This is a genomic window from Micromonospora chaiyaphumensis, from assembly GCF_900091435.1.
GTDB lineage: Bacteria > Actinomycetota > Actinomycetes > Mycobacteriales > Micromonosporaceae > Micromonospora > Micromonospora chaiyaphumensis.
This window is the reverse complement of sequence record NZ_FMCS01000015.1, coordinates 34,340-53,751: the sequence shown is the minus strand read 5'-3', so window position 1 is coordinate 53,751 and position 19,412 is coordinate 34,340. Positions and strand designations below refer to the sequence as shown.

Sequence of the window (19,412 nt, the reverse complement as noted above, 5' to 3'; positions counted from 1 at the left end):
AGCATGCGATCAAACCTGTCGCAGTGAGTGCGAAAAGGACAACCGAAAGTAAGGAGATCCGTTCCCGGGATGGCGCTGGCGCTGGTTCACTGTGCCCCGCCATCGGGACGCGCACCGGCGCGTCCCCTGACACGGGGAGTTCCTCACCATGCCCACAACCCGGCCTCCACGACGAACAAGGGCCACCTCGTTCGCGACCGCGGCCAGCCTGCTCGTCACCGCAGCCGCGATGTGGCCCGGTGCCGTCGCCACCGCCGACCCGGACGGCTACGCCGGCGCCCCCCGCCCGGCACCCACCGCGGACACATCGCTGGACGTCGAGCAGGCCTTGGCACAGGCACGACGGACCGGCCAGCCGGTCGAAGCTACCGCCACCGGGACATCGACCTCAGTCGTCACCGCCCTGCCCGACGGCCAGGTTCATCTGACCCAGCACGCCACCGCCACCCGCAAGAAGGTCGACGGGAGCTGGAAGCCGCTGGATGCGACCTTGGTCAGGCGGCCGGACGGCACCATCACCTCAAGCGTGACAACCAACGACGTCGCCCTCTCTCCCGGCGGGGAGGCTCCGCTGGCACAGTTGACCTCCGGCGACCGCACCTTCACCGTAGATGCGCCGATGCCGCTGCCCGCACCCACACTGTCGGGTGCCACCGCCACCTACGCCGGCGTGCTACCTGACGTCGACCTCGTCGTCACCGTAAATCGGAATGGCGGCTTCTCCCACGTTTTCGTGGTCCGCACTCCGGAGGCTGCCGACAACCCAGAGCTGTTGACCCTCTCGCTCGGCACCCACGCCCAAGGCTTCAGCCTCAGTGTCGACAAGGCCGGGAACATCGCTGGCCGTGATCGGTCGGGGGCAACGGCGCTCTCCGCGCCAGCGCCGCTGATGTGGGACTCCAGCTCCTCGCCCGCAGCGGGACCGGCAGCTCGTAGCGGGCAAACGTCAGATGCCACCGCGCCCGGCCGGGCCGCGCGTACCGCGCCCGTCAAGGTGCGCATGCAGGGCCGAAAGCTGCATCTGGTTCCCGACCGGACCCTGCTTAGCGGCACGAAGACGGTGTACCCGGTGTTCATCGACCCGACGTTCAACTGGTCGCCCGCCGGATCCGGAAGAGGCGGCTGGGCGAGCATCTCCTACCAGCACCAGTCCACCAACTACTGGATGACCACCCCAGATCCCATTGGCCGCATGCAGGTCGGGAACGCCGGAGAGCAGCGGTCGAACACCCTCATCAACTTCTCGGTCCCCGTCAGCACGCTGACCGGCGCGGAAATCAACTCGGCCATTTTTAAGATCACCAATACACGATCTTGGAATTGCGACCCGAAGCAGGTCAACGTCTACGCACCCAACACCGTGCTGAGCGGCACCAACGCCACATGGAACTACTGGGAAGGCCAGAGCAGCGGACCTCTAGCCGCCTCCAAGAGCTTCGCGTACGGATACAGCGGATGCGCGGCCGATGGTGTCTCCTTCGACATCACCGGTCAGATTCAGAGGGACGTCAGCGACAACCACAAGACCCGCACCCTGTGGATGAAGGCGTACAACGAGGCCGGCGACCCGGAAAGTTGGAAGGAATTCCTGGAGACAAGTCCGACCCTCGAGATCCAGTACAACCACAAGCCGAACAAGCCCACCGGGCTGACCACCTCCCCGAAGACCACCTGCGCCGGCGGCTCGACCGTCGGCGACGCCTCGGTTTCGCTCTACGCGCCGGTGTCCGACCGCAACGGCGGCGTCCTCGGGGTGTCCTTCCGGCTCACCCGCAAAAGCGACGGCGCCGTCGTCGCCACGTCCGATCCGAACAAGCTGACCGCCTCGTCTGGCACCACCGCCGTGCTCGTGGTCCCGCAGGCCACCCTGCGTCAGTACGCCGGCTACACCGGCCCCGGCACTGGGACGGTCACGGCGTACACCTGGAAAGTACAGGCCACGGATTTCAGGACGCCCAGCGACTGGTCGGACACCTGCACCTTCAGCTTCGACCCCACTCGCCCGGGCCACCCCGATGTGACAGCCCCGGCTGAGTCGGTCATCGGGCAGCCGGCGAGCTTCACCATCACCGCAGCAGGAGGCACAACCCCCAGCGGTTACCTCTACCAGCTCAACGCCGCCGCCCCGGTCCAAGTCACTGCGTCCGGCACCGGCAGCACCACCGTCTCCATCCTGCCGACCCGGTACACCAACACCCTGACCGTCACCAGCCTCTCCCCCGGCGGCAACATCGGCGACTCCGAAAGCGTCACCTTCAACTCAGACCCCGCAGTCACCGCGGTCGACGGCGACATGACCGGAGACGACATCCCCGATCTACTAGTCGCCGGCAACACCAACGGCCTCCCGCCAGGACTATGGCTCACCGAAGGCGGCTCGGACGGCCCGCCCGCACCCGCCACCAACATCGGATCCAAGGGCAACGGCCTGGGCACCGTCGGCTCCTCGAAAGACTTCAACGGCGCGCAAGCCATCACCGGCCAGTTCGCCGGCTACGGCCTCCAAGACGTCCTGGTCTACTACCCGGCCGGTGCCAACGCCGGCGGAGCCAGCATGCTGCGCGCCAACGGAGACGGATCAGTAATCCAACCCTACGAGAACGGCAACCAGGTCACGGTCCCCCGGGAAGCCCTGACCGACGAGGCCGACGTATCACCACTGCAGGTCGCCAACGCAGGCGACGCCCGGCACACCGGCCAGCCCTACCCCGACCTGATCGGCATCAGCGGCAACGAGACCGGCTACTACCTCACGTACTACCCGTCCACCGGACCGGGCTCGTTCCAGCAAGTCACCCGCACGTCAGCGACGACCCCCGACGGCGGCAACGACTGGAACAACTGGACCATCGCCACCACGCAGACCACCAACACAACCGGCACCAGCACGGCCATGTTCCTGTGGAAGCCCGGCACGGGTGCCCTGCACCTCTGGACCGGCCTCAGCTTCGACATCGACAACGGCCAGCTGACGTACACCTCGTACACACTCTCTACAGCAGGCTGGAACAAGGACGCCGTGCTCGGCCTGCGCGCCGCCGACATCAACAATGACGGCACCCCGGACCTCTGGACCGTCGGCGCCAGCGGCACCACCAAGACGTGGCGCGTTACCAACCTCACCGCCGGAACGGGTTCCATCACCGGCGATCCTGAGGGCAGGATCGTCACCGCCAAACACGCCTGGCACTTCGCCGACGCCAAGGACGGACAAGCCAGCACCGTCCCAGCGGAGGACGCGGTCGGAACGCTGGCAGCGACCGGCAGTGGCGCCGCAGCCTGGCGGACCGGGGATCTCTTCGACCCGAGCATCACTCTCGACGGCGCCAACAGCACCCTGACAACCACCGGGGCGGCTGTGGCCACGGACGCCGGCTTCTCCATCTCGGTGTGGGCGAAACCCAACGCCAGCGGCGGCACGGTCGTCTCCCAGGACGGCGTCAACACCGCCGGATTCAAACTCTGGGCCGATGCGAGCGACAACTCCTGGCGGTTCGCGATGTCCCGCAGCGATGTCGCGAGCCCCATCTGGGACACGGTGAGCAGTGGCGCCAACACCGTACGACTCGGTGCCTGGACGCAATTGGCGATCACGTTCAAACCCGCCAGCGGAACTCTCAGAAACATGTACCTCTACATCAACGGACGCAACATCGCCTCGGCCTCGCACACCACCATCTGGAATGCCGACCGGAGCCTGCGTTTCGGCAGCACGCGCACTGGAGCCAGCACCACCGGCGGCTACTTCAACGGCCAGCTCTCCACGGCCCAGGCATGGGACTCCGCGGTCATCAACCCGAGCCCCGCCCCGCACGACCTCAACGGTGACGGCAAAGCCGACATCGTCACCGCCGACTCCTCCGGCAACCTTTACCTCCGGCCCAACACCGGCGGCACCGGGATGTCCACCTTCGGCACCCCGATGAAGATCGGACAAGGCTGGGACGGCTGGCGGTGGGACATCCACGACTGGACCCAAGACGGTCTCGCCGACGTCATGGGCGTCGACGCCAGCGGACAGCTGTGGGCCTACCCGAACGTCAACGGCGCGCCCACCTACGCAACCCGCAAGCGCGTCGGCGTCGGCTGGACTGACTATACCCACGCCTCCGCCAACGCCAATACATCACCACAACCCGACCATTTCGGCATCAAAAACTCGACCGGCGAACTGTTCTACTACCCCAACGGCTGCTGTGCAGTACGGGTGGCGCAATCCGGGTGGTCGAACTACCGCATCTACCCGGTCGATTTCAACCGCGACGGACTCGACGACCTCATCTCGATCGACACGACAGGCAACCTGTACTGGTACCCCAACACTGGCCAAGCCGGGCTGGCGATGTTCGGCACCCGCAAACAGATCGGCTCTGGCTGGGCCACCTATCGCGTCGCCATCACCGACGTCAACGGCGACGGTCTCCCAGACATCGTCGCCGGCGACTCGAAGGGCGACGGCTGGGTCTACCCGGGCAGCAGCGACGTGAGCTTCCCGAGCCGATACCAAATTGCAAGTGGCTGGCTCGTCAGCCTAGTGAAGACCATCGGTTGATGTGAGCCCCAGAAAGATCCGGTGCCCCGAAGCTCACATCTCGGGGCACCGGATCTCGACGTCGAACTCCGGCCGACTAATGGCTACAAGCCAAAGAAGCGCCGGACGATTCGGTCTGTGAGAGATCGAACGGCCAACCTGGCCGCTGCACAAGCTCAAACGCCGAGGGGTCGCGCGCCACCAATCCGCAGCGAAGGTGGGCAGCCGAGGAACTCGCTGCGCCTCACCTGCCATCACTACCCGACAGCAACGTCGTGGCTCGCGCACGCATCGACCAGCCGCGGGACCGCCCTCGACAGCTCGGTGCGAGCCCTCTCGGCTGCTGGACCAGACCTGCGAGGGTCTTGGACCCGCTCGACCATCCCCACTGCATAAACACCAGCGGACTTCAAATCATCATGCGAAGAGCGCTCAAAAAGTTCCCCCACGCGCCGCATCTCGCCGTCAGGTGCCGCCTCTCCCTCCGCGGCCCGAATCACCAGGTCGGCCGATCGGCAGGCAGTCACCCCTGGGTCCTCCTCACGAGATCCCCTTAACTGCCAAACCACGGCGATGGCGCCCACGAGCAACACGAAAACAATCATGGCTGCGCCAATCCAACGGCGCTGAAATCCTGGCTTGTCAGCAGATTCCCTTGCTTCAGAGGCAGGTGCCCGCATCACATCTCCGTCTCACAACCTAAGAGTCAACGAGGAGAGCGGTAAGCTACCATCGGCCAAAGGTTCTAGGAACCTCCACATGCGCTCCTGGCGCAACGCGCCGGCCTGGTAGGTCGCTAGAGGTCTACCGTCGCCAAACGAGGTCGGCGCTGCCGCTGCGGACAGCTCTCGGTGACGGCGATGCAGCACCTACCGCGTGCCGTTGCCGCGCACATATCCGAGCGGCAGGAGGTCGCAGTCGGCGCTGGCGCGTGAGGCCTTGGCAGTCGTTGGTGGCGAGTTCTCGTGCGACCGACGGGTCCGCGCGGTAGAGGATCGCGCAGGCCGGTGCCGTTCGGCGAGGCCGTGACCGGTATAGGCCGACGCCGACTGCTACACGCCGAGCCGCGCAGCGCCCGCGCTCTGCCTTGCGAGGACCGAGCCGGCGCTCACCACGCTAAGCGCGCTGCGGCCCTGAGCGACCCTGCAGAACCTGGCTTTCAGCTGCTGACTCAACACACTCTGTCCCACAGGGTCAGGACATGCACGGCCGACAAGCGTGAGGCAAAGACGCTGACGCCTTCGGTCTTCCCGAAGAGGTCATGCATGACAACTTGGGGGGCCGCTCGTGCGTGACCTGCGGCGATAAGCCCTTCGGGTACGGGTAGCGGCCGTTGATTCGCAGTTCAGTGCTCCCGGTTGCTCCCAACGCGCTCCCACCGAGGCAGTCGCTCCGCCCGCGGCGTCGTCGAGAGACCGCGCAGGGCTTCCTAAGCCGTTACGCGGCCAGTTGACGGCGAAGCTCCGAGGCTTCGTCGATGCGTCCGAGACCGTCGAGTACATCTGCCATGGTGTGGCACGCGGACAACAATTGTCGTCCGAATGCTTGTGGTAGCTGCTCGGCAAGTCTCGAGTACAGTCCGACCGCTTCCGTAACCGCGCCGAGCGCGTGGGGCAGGTTGTCCTGGACCATGACGCAGATCTGCGCGTACACCCACAACGACATAGGGAGATCGGGCACGTGAGCAGCCGGGTAAGCCCGCGCCAGCTGTCGGTAAAGGTCGGTGGCTTCCTCGGCGGGGTCCAGGGCCTCGCGCCGCCCAAGGCGCGACAGCTGGATGCCGAAGTTGCTTAATGCCCCGGCAAGGTTGGGCAGGTGGGCAGGGTTGGCCTGGGCCAGCTGCCGGTACAGGTCGGTGGCTTCCTGAGTGGGGGCCAGGGCCTCGTCCCACCGCCCCAACTCGGACAGCACCGCGCCGAAATTGATCAACGATGACGCGAGGTCTGGCAGGTGAGCGGCCGGGTAAGCCCGCGCCAGCTGCCGGCGGAACGTCACGGCTTCCATAGCGGGGATCAGGGCCTCGTCGTGCCGCCTTAGCTTCGCAAGCTGCATGCCGAGGTTAGTCAACGACGCGGCGAGGTTGGGCAGGTGGACGGCGGGGTTGGTCCGCGCCAGCTGCCGGTACAGGTCGGCGGCTTCCTGCGTGGGAGCCAGGACATCCTCCCACCGCCTCAGCTCCGACAGTCGGATGCCGAAGTTGCTCAGTGACATGGCGAGATTGGGTAAATGCGCGGCGGGGTTGGCCTGGGCCAGCTGCCGATACAGGCCAGTGGCTTCCTGAGCGAGGACCAGGGCCTCCTCCCGCCGCCCCAGGTCCGACAGCGAGTTGCCGAGGTTGGTCAACGACATGGCGAGATTGGGCAGGTGCGCGGCAGGGTCGGCCTGGGCCAGCTGCCGGTACAGGCCGGTGGCTTCTTCGGCCGGATCCAAGGCTTGTTCGTGCAGGCCAGCGTTGGCGAGGCGCCAGGCGTGGATGGCGTGCAGACGCGCGTGGTCCACGGGGTCGTCAGTGGCGGCTAATTGGTGGCGAGTAAGAGTGGTGGTAATGGCGGCGGCGGCGACGTCGAGGTCTACGTGTCGCTCGATGGGCAGGACGCTGTCGACGGCGGTGAGGACGTCGGGATCGACTCCAGGGATGGTGGTGAGGCGGGTGATGGTGGCGCCGCCGGCGGCCAGGGCCAGTTTTGGGTGTCGGCGCAGGAGTGGATACAGCACGTCAGTGGCGACATGGTCCCAGCGGCGCGCGGTTTCGACGAGCACGGCAATAGTGTTGGCTGCCCATGGCGGCGGGTCGGTGTCGGTGTGCAGAAGCTGTCCGGCGGCGGTGAGGGCCCAGTCGTCGCTGTCCCATTCGTCTTCGTCGCTGGTGTGCGGGTGGCCGGGCGTGAACAACGCGATCAGGTCTTCGCCGAGCCGGTCTGGGTGCAGCGCCTGCAGCACAGTGCGGGGGTCGTCGGGCGGGTAGCAGAACCGGTGGTCGTCGATGATTGTGGTGGTGCCCGGTTCGGTCAGCCCGACGCGGTGCAGCAGGTCGATGGCGGTGGCGCGGGGCACGGCGGCGGTGAGCGTGGCGAGGTACACGGCGCGGCCCATCACCTCGGGCGGGGTCTTGCGCGGTTCTGCCGGGCGGTTGTGCAGCTTGTACCAGTGGTCGCGTTCGCGTTCCAGGAGGTAGGACGACAGCGCGTGCGGGTGGGTCGGTGCTGCGGTGTTGCGAAGGTGGGCGTCGACGGCCACGAGGGCCGCCATGTGTATGGACAGCACCTGCCGGAACGCTTCGTCGGCCAGATTGGTCGGCAGCGGGAGCTGGTCGGCGCCAGCCACGTCCAGTGCGGCGGCGAAACGGGCGCGGGCCTGCTGGAACAGCATCTCGCGGTTGACCTGGTCGCCAAGCGGCGGCAAGGGCTGTGTGGTGGCATCCACCTGATGGTCGCTGCGCAGTCGGTTGCGAAGTGCGGGCCACCACCCGGTGGTGGAGCGGGCCAACAGCAGCACCCGCACGGTGAGCCCAGTGCTCAAGTTCATGCTCTTCAGGTGGGTGAGCAGGCTCTGCAGATGGGCGACCGGCCACCGGTCGGCGTAGTCAACGACGACCAGGAGCCCGCCACCAGCTGGTAGGTCCATCCTGTAGCCGCCGGAGAACACCGGCTCGTGCAGCACCCGCCACACCGTCCAGCCGGTGGCAGCGCATGCTTCGGCGACGTGCGCGGCCAGCCGGGTCTTGCCCTGCCCGCCAGCCGCATGCAGCAGCCGCACCAGCACCCCGCCCGGCCGGGCCATCCACGCCGCCACCTCGCCGAGGTCGCCGTCACGTCCGACGAGACCCACCACCCGATGCTCGGCCAGCAGCAGCCGAGACGGTCGCTGCCGCGCCGCCTCGACGGCAACGGTCTCGGCCACACCGGGGAGCGGCTCTATCCGGTACGGCGGCCGTTCGGTGGTGATCGTGACGTTGCCCCCGACCCCCGACACTGCGATCAGATCGCCGAACGTGACCACACCGTCGAACCACTGCCCGTGCGTCGATCCATTGGCCGGCCGGGGCACCGCCTCCACTGATACCGCCGACCCTGGCGGGCTGGGCCAGCCGGGGCCGGTCACGGGTTGATGTCCACGTCGCCGTCCACCCCGCGAACGATCCGGATCGCGCCTTTGGCCCGCACGTCATGAACTACTTGCTTGCCTGGCACCGTCGGCGTCCCTAACGTTTGTGGCGGCTCGGACGTGGCGGACGGCGGCGTCACCGACGACGGTGCGGTACCCATCCGCAGATTGCCCCGCACACCATCGACCACATCGATGTCACGGCCGGCGTCCAAGCCCTCGACCTGCTGTGCAACCGTCACCGGCAGAGGTGGTGGTGACGGCGCGGGTGCGGGTCGGCCTGACACGATCCCGTACACCGTCGCCGACAGCGCGGCGATACCGACAAACAGTGCGAAGACACTGGCGTATCTGTCCGCATCGTCCAGCCCGACCACCACCAGGAACCCCGCGAGGCCGCCCAGCACGACGCCCACACCGACCCAGCTGAGCACCCTCGCCCAGTTCCAACCTGTCACGACACCATCATCAGGGTTGACATCCAGCCTGGCATCCTCGCACCGGTTCGCCTATCCGACACCAACCGCCACCAGCCATAGTCGATTGGCTGCGTCAGCAGCTCAGCGCGCCATTCGCTACCTGCGATCGACGACGAGGTGGATCTTCACCTCATTCTTTTGCGGGATCGGCCTATGGCCTCGCCACCTGCGCACCACGCGTCGCGAAAGCTTGATGAGGAGCCTCATTTTTGCGAATAGAGCTGTCAGGCGACAGATCGCAGCCGGCGGACGGCCCTTTGGGGACGGTCGGGTTGGGTGGCTTCCCAGCGACGCTGAAGCGCGTCGACCAGGTTGCTGATCATGGGCTCGGTGACGTGGCTGTAGATGCCTCTTACGCCTGCGAGGCGGTGTCCGAGGCGGCGGGCTTGGGCGATTTCGGGGATGCCGTCTTCGATAAGCCAGGTCTTGTGGGTGTGGCGCAGGTCGTGGAAGTGCATGCCGGGCAGGATCGGCGGGATTCCCTGTTTGGGGTTGCCTGCGACGGCGGGGGTCCAGGCGCGGCGGTTGAAGTTGGAGCGGCGTTGGTGGTAGCCGCGGGCGCCGGGGAAGACGGTGTCGTGGGGGTGTTCGGCGAGGTGGGTGGCGAGGAGGTTGGTGAGGAAGCGGGGTAAGCGGATGTGGCGGACGGAGTCGTTGGTTTTGGGTGGGCCGAGGTAGAGCTTGCCTTCGACTTCGTGGAGGGCGCCGACGTCGGGGTGGACGTAGATGCTGCCAAGGTTGAGGTCGAGGTTGTCGCGGTGCAGGCCGGCGAGCTCCCCCCAGCGCATGCCGGTGTAGGCGGCGGTGAGGATCATCAGCCCGTCCGACGGGCGGGCTTGGCGGGCGACGATGGCGGCGACCTGGTCGGCGGTGGCGTGGGGTCGTTCGGCGCGGATGCCTTTGGGGATGCGGATTCCTCGGCAGGGGTTGAAGGGGATCCGGCGGTCTTCGACCGCTTCTTGCAGGATCATCGACAGGACCATGATCACGTCGGTGACGGATCGGGGGGCCAGGCGTTTGCCGAGGGCGACGGCGAGGGCCTTGACGTGTTGGCGGCGGATGTCGACCAGGGGTAGTGGGCCGAGGGTGGGCAGGATGTGCAGCCGCAGGTGGCTGCGGTAGGCGGCCCAGGTGGCGGGCGATGCCTGGTGGGTCTGTTCCCAGATCGGGACCCAGTCGCTGAGGGGGATGCGTCCGCCGCGCGGGTCGATGAAGGTGTCGCGGGAGACTTCCACGTCGATTTCCTTGGCGCGGATGGTGGCGTCGGCGCGGCGTTCGTGTGTGGAGTCGGTGGTGACGGTGCCGTCGGGCATGCGGAGGCGGACGCGGAACTTGGTGCCGCGCTTTTCCACCCAGGCCATGGGTTACTCCGATCGGTTCGGTTCGGGTGCGGCGGTGATTGGCGCGTGACTTTGAGGTTGGGTCAAGTCGGCGGTCGACGGTGGGCGTGGCCGCCTGGCCCGTCGGCGGCTGGTGGCGGGTTCGGCGGCGGCGGCGATGATGGCGGCGAGGTCGGCGGCGGAGAATCGCAGGTGTTTGCCGAGGAAGGTGCGGGGGATCTGGCGGCGGCCGGCGCGGCGGCGCAGCCAGGATTCGGGGACGCGCAGCAGTGCCGCGGCCTCTGCGGGGGTGTAGAGGCGCGGGCCTTGATCGTCGGATAGATCACCAGCTGGGGCGGGTGGAGGCGCGGGCGGCGGTAGCCGGCGTCGGGATCGCGAAGGGTTCGAAGGCATAGCTGGCTCCCGGGAGCGTGTGGGGTGACGTGGCCAAGGCGGACGGGGTCTCCGCGGGCAGCCGCATGAGGCTGCCCGCGGAGAGTTCCGTGTGGTGGGGCGTTCAGCGGTGGCGGCAGAGCAGGAGACGTAGGGCGGTCGCTGCTTGGGCGGGGACGACGCCGTTGCCGAGGACGCGCAGGGCGCCGGTGCGGGGAAGGTCGAGGGTGGGGTCGGTGACCCAGTGGGCGGGTAGGCCCATGAGCCATTCCACGAACGGCGGTGCGAGCACGGGCTTGCCGTGCTGGCCGGGTTGGGTGGGCGCGGGAACGGGCCGGCCGATCAGAAGCTCCCAGCGTGCGATCGCCGGTGCGTAGATCCCCCAGGTCGCCTGATCGGGTGTTCCCAGGCTGCCGGTGGCGAGTTGGGCGACGGTGGTGCGTAGGTCGGGGCCGCCGTCGCCGTGGTGGCCGGGCCCATGCGCGTCGGAGGCCCGGGGCGTCGGTAGGGCGGGCACCGCACATCCGACGGCTGCGGACGGCAGGGTGAGGTCGCCGTGTGAGCCCCGTTGTCCCGGGCAGCCTTTCTGCCCGTCCGTCGCCCGCGGGGTCGGCAGGAGCACCTGTGACAGGGGCGGCCGGAAACGGCTACCCGCTCGGCGGCCTGGGGTGCCGGTGTCGCTGGAGCGTAGGGTCGGCAGCAGGTCGTGGCGGGTGCCGTGGGGTTCGATGAGGTCGGGCAGCCCGTTGTGGTGTCCGGGTCCTTTGCCGTCACGGGCGCAGGGCGTGGGCAGTGTCCGCATGCTCTCCCCCGCCGCTGGTGGCGAGCAGGAACAGCCGGTCGCGTCGGTGGGCGGCGCCGATGTCGGATGCGCGTAGGCATAGCCAGCTCGTGTCGTACCCGAGCGTGGCCAGGTCGGTGTGGACGACGTCGAGTCCGCGCCTGCGCAGGGCGGCCACGTTCTCCACGAACACGAGCGGTGGTCGAAGATAGCGAAGGGCTCTGGTGATGTGATGCCAGAGGTTGGAGTGGGGGCCGGTGATGCCGGCGCGTTTGCCGGCGTTGGAGATGTCTTGTCGCTCCAATGTCAAGTTTTGGACGGTGCGACCCAGGCTTCGCTCCTGACCGAGGGCTGGTTGGATGGGCTCGTGCGTGAGACAGCCGAGTGGATCGATCACCGCGTGGTGGACGGCGGGGTGATCGAGCGGTCGTTCCGCCTGACTGGGGCGGCCGGTCCCATTCCGGGCATGCTGTGGCTGCCGCCTCGCCCCAACTCCCCACCACCACTTGTCCTGCTGGGGCACGGGGGTAGCGGGCATAAGAGAAGCGGGCGGATAGCGGATCTGGCCCACTGGTTCGCAGCATGTGCCGGTCTCGCGGCACTCGCGATTGATGGGCCTCACCACGGAGAGCGAGTTCCTGCTCCACTAAAGGCCGCGGAGTACCAGGCCCTCATCGTCGCCGAGGGAATCGAAACCGTCCTCGATCGAATGGCGAGCGAGTGGCGGGCCGCACTACGTGCCGTCAGTATTCAAGGCACCGTGGACACCGACCACGTCGGGTACCTGGGCCTGTCCATGGGGACACGGTTCGGGCTGCCCTTAGCCGCCACCATGGGCGACGAACTTCGTTGCGTGGTCTTTGGCAAATTCGGATTGCAACAAGGACCGGCCATGCACAAGGGCTTGGAGGCACCAGAGCGCGTTCTGAGGGATGCCCGGCTGGTTACTGCCCCGGCCCTCTTCCACCTCCAATGGCATGACGAGATTTTCCCGAGGGACGGGCAACTGGCCCTCTTCGACGTGCTGGGCTCACGGGACAAGCAGCTGATCGGCTACGCCGGCGGGCACGCTGAGACCAAGTCGCAGGCTATCGTCCTCTGGCGCGACTTCATCCGTCGCCACCTGACTCCCGGACGTGCAGACAACTGCCAAGAGCTACCCGGTCGCGCCAGCTGGGGCCGAATTCGGTAGAGATAGACGAGTTGATGCTGCGGCCGTGGTGAGCAGTCCGTACACGTGGCGGGCGAGGTGACGTTTAAGGGCACGAATTGCCTCAGTGCGACTGTTACCCATGCTCTTGCGGCGCTCCAGGTAGCGCCGGGCGCCGTCGTGGATACGGGCCTGGGTGATCACGATGCGATGGATGGCGGCGTTGAGCCGGCGGTTGCCGCCTCGGTTGAGCCGATGCCGGTGTGTGGCCCCAGACGAGGCGGGGATTGGTGCGGTGCCGGTGTGCATGGCGAACGCGGCGCTGGAGTGGAACCGGCGCACGTTTCCGGTCTCCGCCACGATCCTGGCCGCGGACAGTGGCCCGCACCCGGGCAGCGCGAGCAACTGCGGCGCCTGGGCCTTCATCAACTCGTGGAGTTCGCGTTCGAGCTGATCAGCGCGCCGGGCCAGCTCCTCGACCCGGCCGAGCAGTTCCGCAGCGATGGACAGACCGACACTCCCCGTCTGCGCGGCGAGGTAGTCGCGCACATGCGTCACCCAGCGGCGCTTGTGTAGCTTGCGTGCCGGAATCGTTTCGGCGAAGTCCGGGTCCAGGTCGTGCAGCAGCCACCGCAGCCGTGAGCACATGCGCACCATCTCACCCACGAGGTCCTCGCGGTGGTCGAGCAGCATCTTGACCACGCGCGACTCGTCCTCCGGCAGGGCCGGCGGCAGGTCCTCCCGCAGCGCGGCGCGGGCGACGGCGAGAGCGTCGATAGGGTCGCTCTTGCCCTGGCCTCGACCGACCCGCCGGTGGCGGGCGGTCAGCTGCGTCGGCACCCACACCGCCTGCTCGCCGGCGGCGAGCAGACCCCGCATCAGGCCGCCGGCAACGTGCCGGACGTCCTCGACGGCCCATAACCGTTCGCCGTACTGCCGAGCCCACCGCAGCAGGGACTTCACCCCGCGTGGCCGGGCCGGGGCGGAGGTCACGTCGAGCTGACGGCCGTTGCTGTCCACCGCGACAACGACCAGCAGGTCTTTGTGGGGGTCGACACCAAGAACGATCACTTCTGCTGAACTCCCAGGTCGTGACGGCGAGAGGTGAACCTAACCGGCGGACATGCCTCAATCGGGGACGGGACCAAGCTCCAATCAAGTCACGCCGGCAGGTCGACACGGCGGCGGACGACATGACAAGACCTCGTCAGCCCGCAGGGCGACAGCACGGAAACGAGTCAGTCCGCCACCGTGGCGTATTTACCACGGCGACGGACCGACCAGCGCCCCACGGGGCGACAGCACGGGAATGAGTCAGCCCGCTACCGCGTCGGCGCCGCCCGAAGACGGCCCACCCAGCGTGTCATTGAGGCAGGGGAAGCCGGCGGTGAGAACGTCGACGGGTGGGACGCGGGTCCAGTCGATGGTGCGGATGTCGCCGAGGTTGGGCACGTGCGGCCAGTGGTGGGCGCAGACGGTGCGGGCGTGTCGGTCAGTTTCGGCGTACCAGAGGAGCTGGCCGCCGAGCACCAGCTCGACGGCCAGGTCGAGGCCGCCGTAGCCGGTGCACAGCGACCCGATCCGCGGCCCGGAAACGCGGTCACTCACGCCACCTCCCGCACACCGTTGCGGACGTTGGCGCCCAGCGGTGGTCGTCAGTCATCGGCGACCGCCGCGGGTAGTTCCGGCCGCCGGAAGATCAACACGTCCTCGTGGGTGATCAGGTGCAGCGGCGTGCCGCCGGTGCGGGCCTTGCGCACGGCTTGAAGTTGGAAGAACGACGGCCGGGCGACGAGCCGCCCGTCGCGGACCGCGGCGAGGAGCGCGACGCACCGCTCGGTCGGGATGAGGCCCGCCCGGACACCAGCGGCGATGACCGCGCTGGGCAGGTCGACCAGCTGGCCGTTCTTGCGCCACGGACGGGCGGTGACCACCACGGTGCCGCCGGGGCGCAGCAGCACCGCGCACCCGGACAGGATCTGCTCGAACCCATCAGTGAGACCGGTGAGGTCCCGGTAGGCGAGGTTTCCCTTGTCGGTGCCGTCGTTGTAGGCGTTGTCGAATTTCGCCACCCCGTCGGCGCCGGGTCGGACGAGGCCGTGAACGGTGGGCCCGTACGGCGGTGAGGTGACGACCAGGGCGACCTGCCCCGTGAGGGCGGCGGGCAGCAGCGATCGCAGGCGGGTGGCGTCGCCGCGGACCACGGAGGCCCGGCCGCCGGCGCCCTGTTGCTGTGCGTGGGTGATGTTGGCGTCGGCGATGTTCGACCATCGCGGCTCGTACTCCACCCCGATCGCGTCGCGGCCCGCGTGGATCGCTTCGACCAGGGTGGTGCCGATCCCGCACATGGGGTCGAGGACGAGGTCGCCGGGTTGGGTGTAGGCGGCGATGGCGTGGGCGGCGATCGCGGGCAGCATCCGGGCGGGGTGTTTGACGGACTCGGCGACGTAGCGGCCGCGGCGCTGCACCGGCCCGGTCCGCTGGGCGGTCGTCCACACCGACAGGCCCTCCGGTCCGCCCGGCGCGCGGTGACGTCCGCCGGTGTCGCGGTGGCGGCCCTCGTAGAGGAGGTGCTGACCATGGTGGGTGTCCTCGGCTGAGCTTGCCGGCTGGTTCGGGTCGGCGGGGAAGAGCAGGTGCTCAGCCACGGCGACCGCCTTCCGAGCGGGGGTTCGGCTGAGAGGTGGGCGCCTGGTGGTGGTTGAACACCAGCAGGTCCGCGTGCACCTGCAGGTGCGCCACCGTCCACGGCTGCTCGGCCTGCGTGGCGAGGGCCAGGAGTTCCTCGTCGGTGACGTGGTAGACGAACGCGTCGCCGCACGTGTCGGCGGTGACGGCGACGATGTGCTGCAGGTAGCCCAGCCCGACGGCGGCGGCCGCATGAACGACGGGGGTGAAGTCCTCCGGGGCGGCCGCGCTGGCGGGGGCGGTGACGACGAGGATCAGGCAGCCGCCGGGGCGCAGCAGCCGCGCGCACGCGGTCAACAGCCACGCCAGTCGGATGCGGTTGGTCGCGTCGGCGGTGTCGAGGGGCCAGCAGGCCACGACCAGGCTGGTCGCCTCCGCCAGGGACGCGCCGTCGGGTACAGGGATAGCCGGGTTGCTGGACGGCGGCAGGTCGGTGTCGGTGAGGTCGTCACCGAACCAGGCGCCCGTGTCCGGCAGGTCGCCGTTGTCGGGCTGGGCGGCCGGGTCGGGGCGGGTCGGCGGGCCGATGATCAGGCTGGACGCGTCGGTGAACCAGCCGGGGTGGTGTCGGCGCCCGCCCGTGGTGCAGGCGATGGTGAGGGCGTGGTCCGTGGTGAGGTCGATGACCGCGTCGCCGGGGCGGCTGTAGGCGGCCACGAGCCGGTAGGCCAGCCGGGCGCCGATCGGGCGGCCGGTGTCGGCGTCGGTGCGGGCGGTGCGCCAAACGGTGATCGGGACCGGCGGGTCACCGGCCACCAGGTCGATGATGGTCGGGTCGACATGCGGGTCGACGGGGTGGGCGGGGTCGTGGTGGTGCTGCGGCGTGTGCTCGCTCATCTGGATGTCGGCTCCGCGCCGCGCGGGTAGTGCGCTGACACCCCCAAACCGACGGTTGTGTGCTCTGACGAACGCCCCCGGTTCTCACAGCGGCTCGCAAGCGCTCACGGTCAGGTGTTCGTCGCGCTCACATCGGGGGTCAGCGGCGGTACTGGACTGGTGAGGGCGTCGCGAGCGCCCGCCGTTTGCTCCAGTTCCGTGCGCCCGCTCAACCCGGCTGGGCGGGGCGTGTGGCGTTCGGCTGCTGTGTGGTGGGGACATGCGGCGGCACCCTCACCTAGGCCCTGTTTCATAAGCCGGGTCGGAGCCATTCGTTGATCGTGGCGACGTGCACGGTGGCGTGGTAGCGGACGGCGAGTTTGTCCGCCGCCGCCTGACACAACCACCCGGCAACCGTGCGACTAGGTAGACGCCCACGTAGCCGGCCTACCTATCGCTGACCAGCGGGCATGCCGCAGGGTAGGCACGATCGATTTCATCCGCACGACGATTGCGTGGGCCAAAGCGTTGATCTACGGTTCGCACGTGACGAACCAGGGACGCGTGGTAGGTGGCCGCCTGACGGGCGCCAGCGTTGACTCAGGCCAGGGCGGACTCGTCATCCCGCACCCGTACAACCCCTTGAAGCGGTACAAGCTCAACGCCGAGACCGTGCTCGAATGGGAGGAACTTCCGGGCAACGAAGGTGTCGTCAGCGCCATGGGCCGGGCTGCCGCGACGGCTGCTCTGCCGGGGAGGATCGGCAAGGCTGTCGGCGCCAGCCTCGGGGCTGCCATGAAACCCCCGCGGGTAGTCCGCGTGAACTGGGCCGACGGCGATCAGTCCGTCCTCGAGTTGCCGGAGAAGCTGTTCACGGTCTTCTCCGTATTGCTCCAGGGCCGACAGGTCGTCACCGAAGCCTCCGCGCAGGCCAAGTCTTCGGAGCTTCAGGCGCAGCCCGGCGTGACCGACAAGATCTTGGACCTCGCCTCCTCGGTGATCCAGCGAGGCACGCCGGGGACCCCGGCCGTGGCCGCAGCTCAGCCGGATGTCGTTGGGCAGATTGAAAAGCTCGCCTCGCTCCACGACGCTGGCATCCTCACGGATGAGGAGTTCGCGGCGAAGAAGGCTGAGCTGCTCGGACGCCTCTGACACTCGAGGAAGCCAGTCTTCGCTCCGATCGCCGAACGCGGACGGACCGCTCAAGATGGAAATCCGCCCTAGCAGTACTAACGGCCCTCCCCGGCTGCGCCGGGCGTCGGCTCCGCCGCCGGGCGGGCGTGTCCCACGCATGACCCGCCCGGCCGGTCGCTGACCGCCGCCCCGGTATGCCGACACGCCCCCCGGCCGGCTGTTCGCCGCCCCCGCCACTGTGCGCCCCACCCCCACCCCGGCCGCTGGCGCTAAGTGGTGACACGGCCGGCGCGAGTGGCTGCTCGGTGTTCGGCTTGGGCCGCGAGGGTGGCGGCGGCGTGCGGGGAGGCGATGCCGGTGAGCAGACCCCTGTGCAGTGCGTCGGCGATGCGGGTGTCGATGCGACCCAGACGCATGCGTAGGGCGTCGACGGTGATGCCGAGTCCGGCGGCGATCGGCTCGATCGCCCGCCGCCCGAGCCGCACGTCGATGTAGGGCTGTTCGTCGTCCGGGTCGAGGATGCCTAGGCCGACGGCGCGGCGCACAAGCACGTCGGGGTGTCCGTAGGGCACCTTGGGGGTGCGGGGGCCGGGCAGGTGGTCGACGTCGGCGATCGAGGTGTACTCGCCGGCCTGCAGGCGCAGCCGGTGCCCGGCGCGCCACGCCGCCCGGCACAGCGCCGCGTACGGGGCGTCCCCGGTCAGGTCGACGCGGTCGCGCAGGGCAGTAAGGAATCCGGTGAGGATCTCGGCGTCGATGTCGTCGGGGTCGCCGTCGTAGCCGGCGCACAACTGCCCGGCGTAGCGGCGCAGGGCAGGCATGGCCATCCCGACCGCGGCGATCACCCACGCCGGCCCGTCCAAGCGGGCACGGCGGATCAGCTCCCGCCACACGCCGTCGCGTAGCGCATATGCGTGAGGGTGCCGCAGGAGCCAGTCGCGCAGCGCCGGCAGTGTCATGACGCCCGACCCGGATGCGTCGGGCACGCCGCAGGTGTCTAGGTCGAGCGTCAAGGGTGCTGGCTCGCCGGTCAGCGCGGTGAAGGCGGCGTCTGCGGCTGCGAGAGGCGAGGCTGGCCAGTCGGTGGCGGCGGGCACGCTCATGTCACAACTCCCCCTGTGTCGAAAATGACCGCCGATTCGGCAAGGCCGCGATGTCACGGCGGCGCGGCGGCACCGATTGGGCCACGGCCGTCACACAACCCGCTCACAGCGCAGGCCACGGCCCTCCGGGGCGGCGCCGGCACTCGTGACACCGCCACAGGCAGGCAACCCGTGACATCGAGCCATGTCGTTGCGTTTAGATTTGTCAGTGCCCTTGAGCTGGGCTGTGACACAGGCCAGGCGCTGATGCCACCGGCCGCCGAGGGCAATGCCGTCGACAACCGGATGGATCGCGACGGGCTTGCCACCGGCGGAGGTGACACTCACCGCCGCCTACGGTCGCTCACAACGACTCACATCCGGGCACCTGTGTCGTCGGGCGACCGCGACGCTGTCACCGGTGCCGGGTCTGGCGCGACGCGGCGTCGACGTCAGTGCCACCAGGACCTCACAAGGCCGGTCTGACACCGAGACCTGAGGTCATGTCAGCGGCAGGATGACAAAGCATCGGTGACACCGGCGGCGATGGTCACAGGAGGTGTCGTCCGCGCCGTGTCACCGGCGTCTATAGCTAACTTCGGCGGCCTTCAGTGGTGCGTCGTGTCTGACAGCCGTGCCTGACATCACCACGACTCGACCAGGTGTCGCACATCGGTGGTCCCCGGCCGACATCCGCCATTACACCGAGGCGGAGTCCAATCGGCGCGAGATGAAGTTGCTGTGTGCCGCTGTGAGTGGCGGAGAGAACCGGGGGCGTTCGCCACAGCACACAACCGGCGGTTTGGGGGTGCAGGACTCCTCGTCGCCCACGCCGTGGCGAGGATCCCGCCCGCCGCCGGGTCCGCACCTAGTCGGGCCGCCCGCCGTGCCGGCCGCCTCGGGTGCCGCGCAGTGCTTGGTGCGCTGACACCTCA

The 19,412-nt window shown here is 68.6% G+C and carries 14 protein-coding genes; 3 read left to right on the top strand and 11 right to left on the bottom strand.

Annotation, left to right across the window (positions count from 1 at the left end):
• Positions 1-148: 148 nt before the first annotated feature.
• Entirely contained in the window at positions 149-4,552 is a 4,404-nt protein-coding gene (locus GA0070214_RS29610) for an FG-GAP-like repeat-containing protein (RefSeq protein ID WP_091269819.1), read from the top strand.
• 1,416 nt (positions 4,553-5,968) lie between these two features.
• Here the strand turns inward: GA0070214_RS29610 and GA0070214_RS29600 are convergent.
• From GA0070214_RS29600 to GA0070214_RS29575, 6 genes are all read right to left on the bottom strand, one after another.
• Positions 5,969-8,587, bottom strand: coding sequence for a tetratricopeptide repeat protein (locus GA0070214_RS29600; protein WP_244167907.1), 2,619 nt, complete (start codon positions 8,585-8,587; stop codon positions 5,969-5,971).
• A gap of 41 nt (positions 8,588-8,628) precedes the next feature.
• Entirely contained in the window at positions 8,629-9,093 is a 465-nt protein-coding gene (locus GA0070214_RS29595) for a hypothetical protein (RefSeq protein ID WP_139141937.1), read from the bottom strand.
• A 245-nt stretch (positions 9,094-9,338) separates the two neighbouring features.
• Positions 9,339-10,475: a tyrosine-type recombinase/integrase gene (locus tag GA0070214_RS29590; protein WP_091269815.1), complete on the bottom strand. Its 1,137-nt coding sequence runs from the start codon at positions 10,473-10,475 to the stop codon at positions 9,339-9,341.
• A gap of 3 nt (positions 10,476-10,478) precedes the next feature.
• Positions 10,479-10,847: a helix-turn-helix domain-containing protein gene (locus GA0070214_RS29585; RefSeq protein ID WP_091269814.1), complete on the bottom strand. Its 369-nt coding sequence runs from the start codon at positions 10,845-10,847 to the stop codon at positions 10,479-10,481.
• 103 nt (positions 10,848-10,950) lie between these two features.
• Positions 10,951-11,343, bottom strand: coding sequence for a hypothetical protein (locus GA0070214_RS32670; protein WP_244167906.1), 393 nt, complete (start codon positions 11,341-11,343; stop codon positions 10,951-10,953).
• 253 nt (positions 11,344-11,596) lie between these two features.
• Complete coding sequence (locus tag GA0070214_RS29575) at positions 11,597-11,917, bottom strand: DNA cytosine methyltransferase (protein ID WP_244167905.1); 321 nt, start codon at positions 11,915-11,917, stop codon at positions 11,597-11,599.
• Positions 11,918-11,974: 57 nt separating this feature from the next.
• Between GA0070214_RS29575 and GA0070214_RS31620 the strand changes: the two genes are divergently transcribed.
• Entirely contained in the window at positions 11,975-12,799 is an 825-nt protein-coding gene (locus tag GA0070214_RS31620) for a dienelactone hydrolase family protein (protein WP_167364358.1), read from the top strand.
• Here GA0070214_RS31620 and GA0070214_RS29565 read toward each other — a convergent pair.
• The 4 genes from GA0070214_RS29565 to GA0070214_RS29550 form a co-directional block, all read right to left on the bottom strand.
• Positions 12,764-13,828, bottom strand: a complete 1,065-nt coding sequence (locus GA0070214_RS29565; protein ID WP_091269811.1) for an IS110 family RNA-guided transposase — start codon at positions 13,826-13,828, stop codon at positions 12,764-12,766. The genes GA0070214_RS31620 and GA0070214_RS29565 overlap by 36 nt on opposite strands.
• Positions 13,829-14,071: 243 nt before the next feature.
• Entirely contained in the window at positions 14,072-14,365 is a 294-nt protein-coding gene (locus tag GA0070214_RS29560) for a DNA cytosine methyltransferase (protein WP_244167904.1), read from the bottom strand.
• 47 nt (positions 14,366-14,412) lie between these two features.
• On the bottom strand, positions 14,413-15,405 hold the full coding sequence (locus GA0070214_RS29555; RefSeq protein WP_091269810.1) for a DNA methyltransferase: 993 nt from the start codon (positions 15,403-15,405) through the stop codon (positions 14,413-14,415).
• Positions 15,398-16,282, bottom strand: a complete 885-nt coding sequence (locus GA0070214_RS29550) for a hypothetical protein (RefSeq protein ID WP_091269809.1) — start codon at positions 16,280-16,282, stop codon at positions 15,398-15,400. Before GA0070214_RS29550 ends, GA0070214_RS29555 begins: the two co-directional genes overlap by 8 nt.
• A 525-nt stretch (positions 16,283-16,807) precedes the next feature.
• Between GA0070214_RS29550 and GA0070214_RS32165 the strand changes: the two genes are divergently transcribed.
• Positions 16,808-17,413 (top strand): SHOCT domain-containing protein, encoded by a 606-nt coding sequence (locus GA0070214_RS32165; protein ID WP_208602954.1) that lies wholly within the window; start codon positions 16,808-16,810, stop codon positions 17,411-17,413.
• 251 nt (positions 17,414-17,664) lie between these two features.
• On the opposite strand, the gene GA0070214_RS29540 is transcribed toward GA0070214_RS32165, so the two are convergent.
• The gene (locus tag GA0070214_RS29540; RefSeq protein WP_091269808.1) at positions 17,665-18,498 is read right to left on the bottom strand and encodes a hypothetical protein; all 834 of its coding nucleotides are present in this window, start codon (positions 18,496-18,498) and stop codon (positions 17,665-17,667) included.
• Between the last annotated feature and the right edge of the window lie 914 nt (positions 18,499-19,412).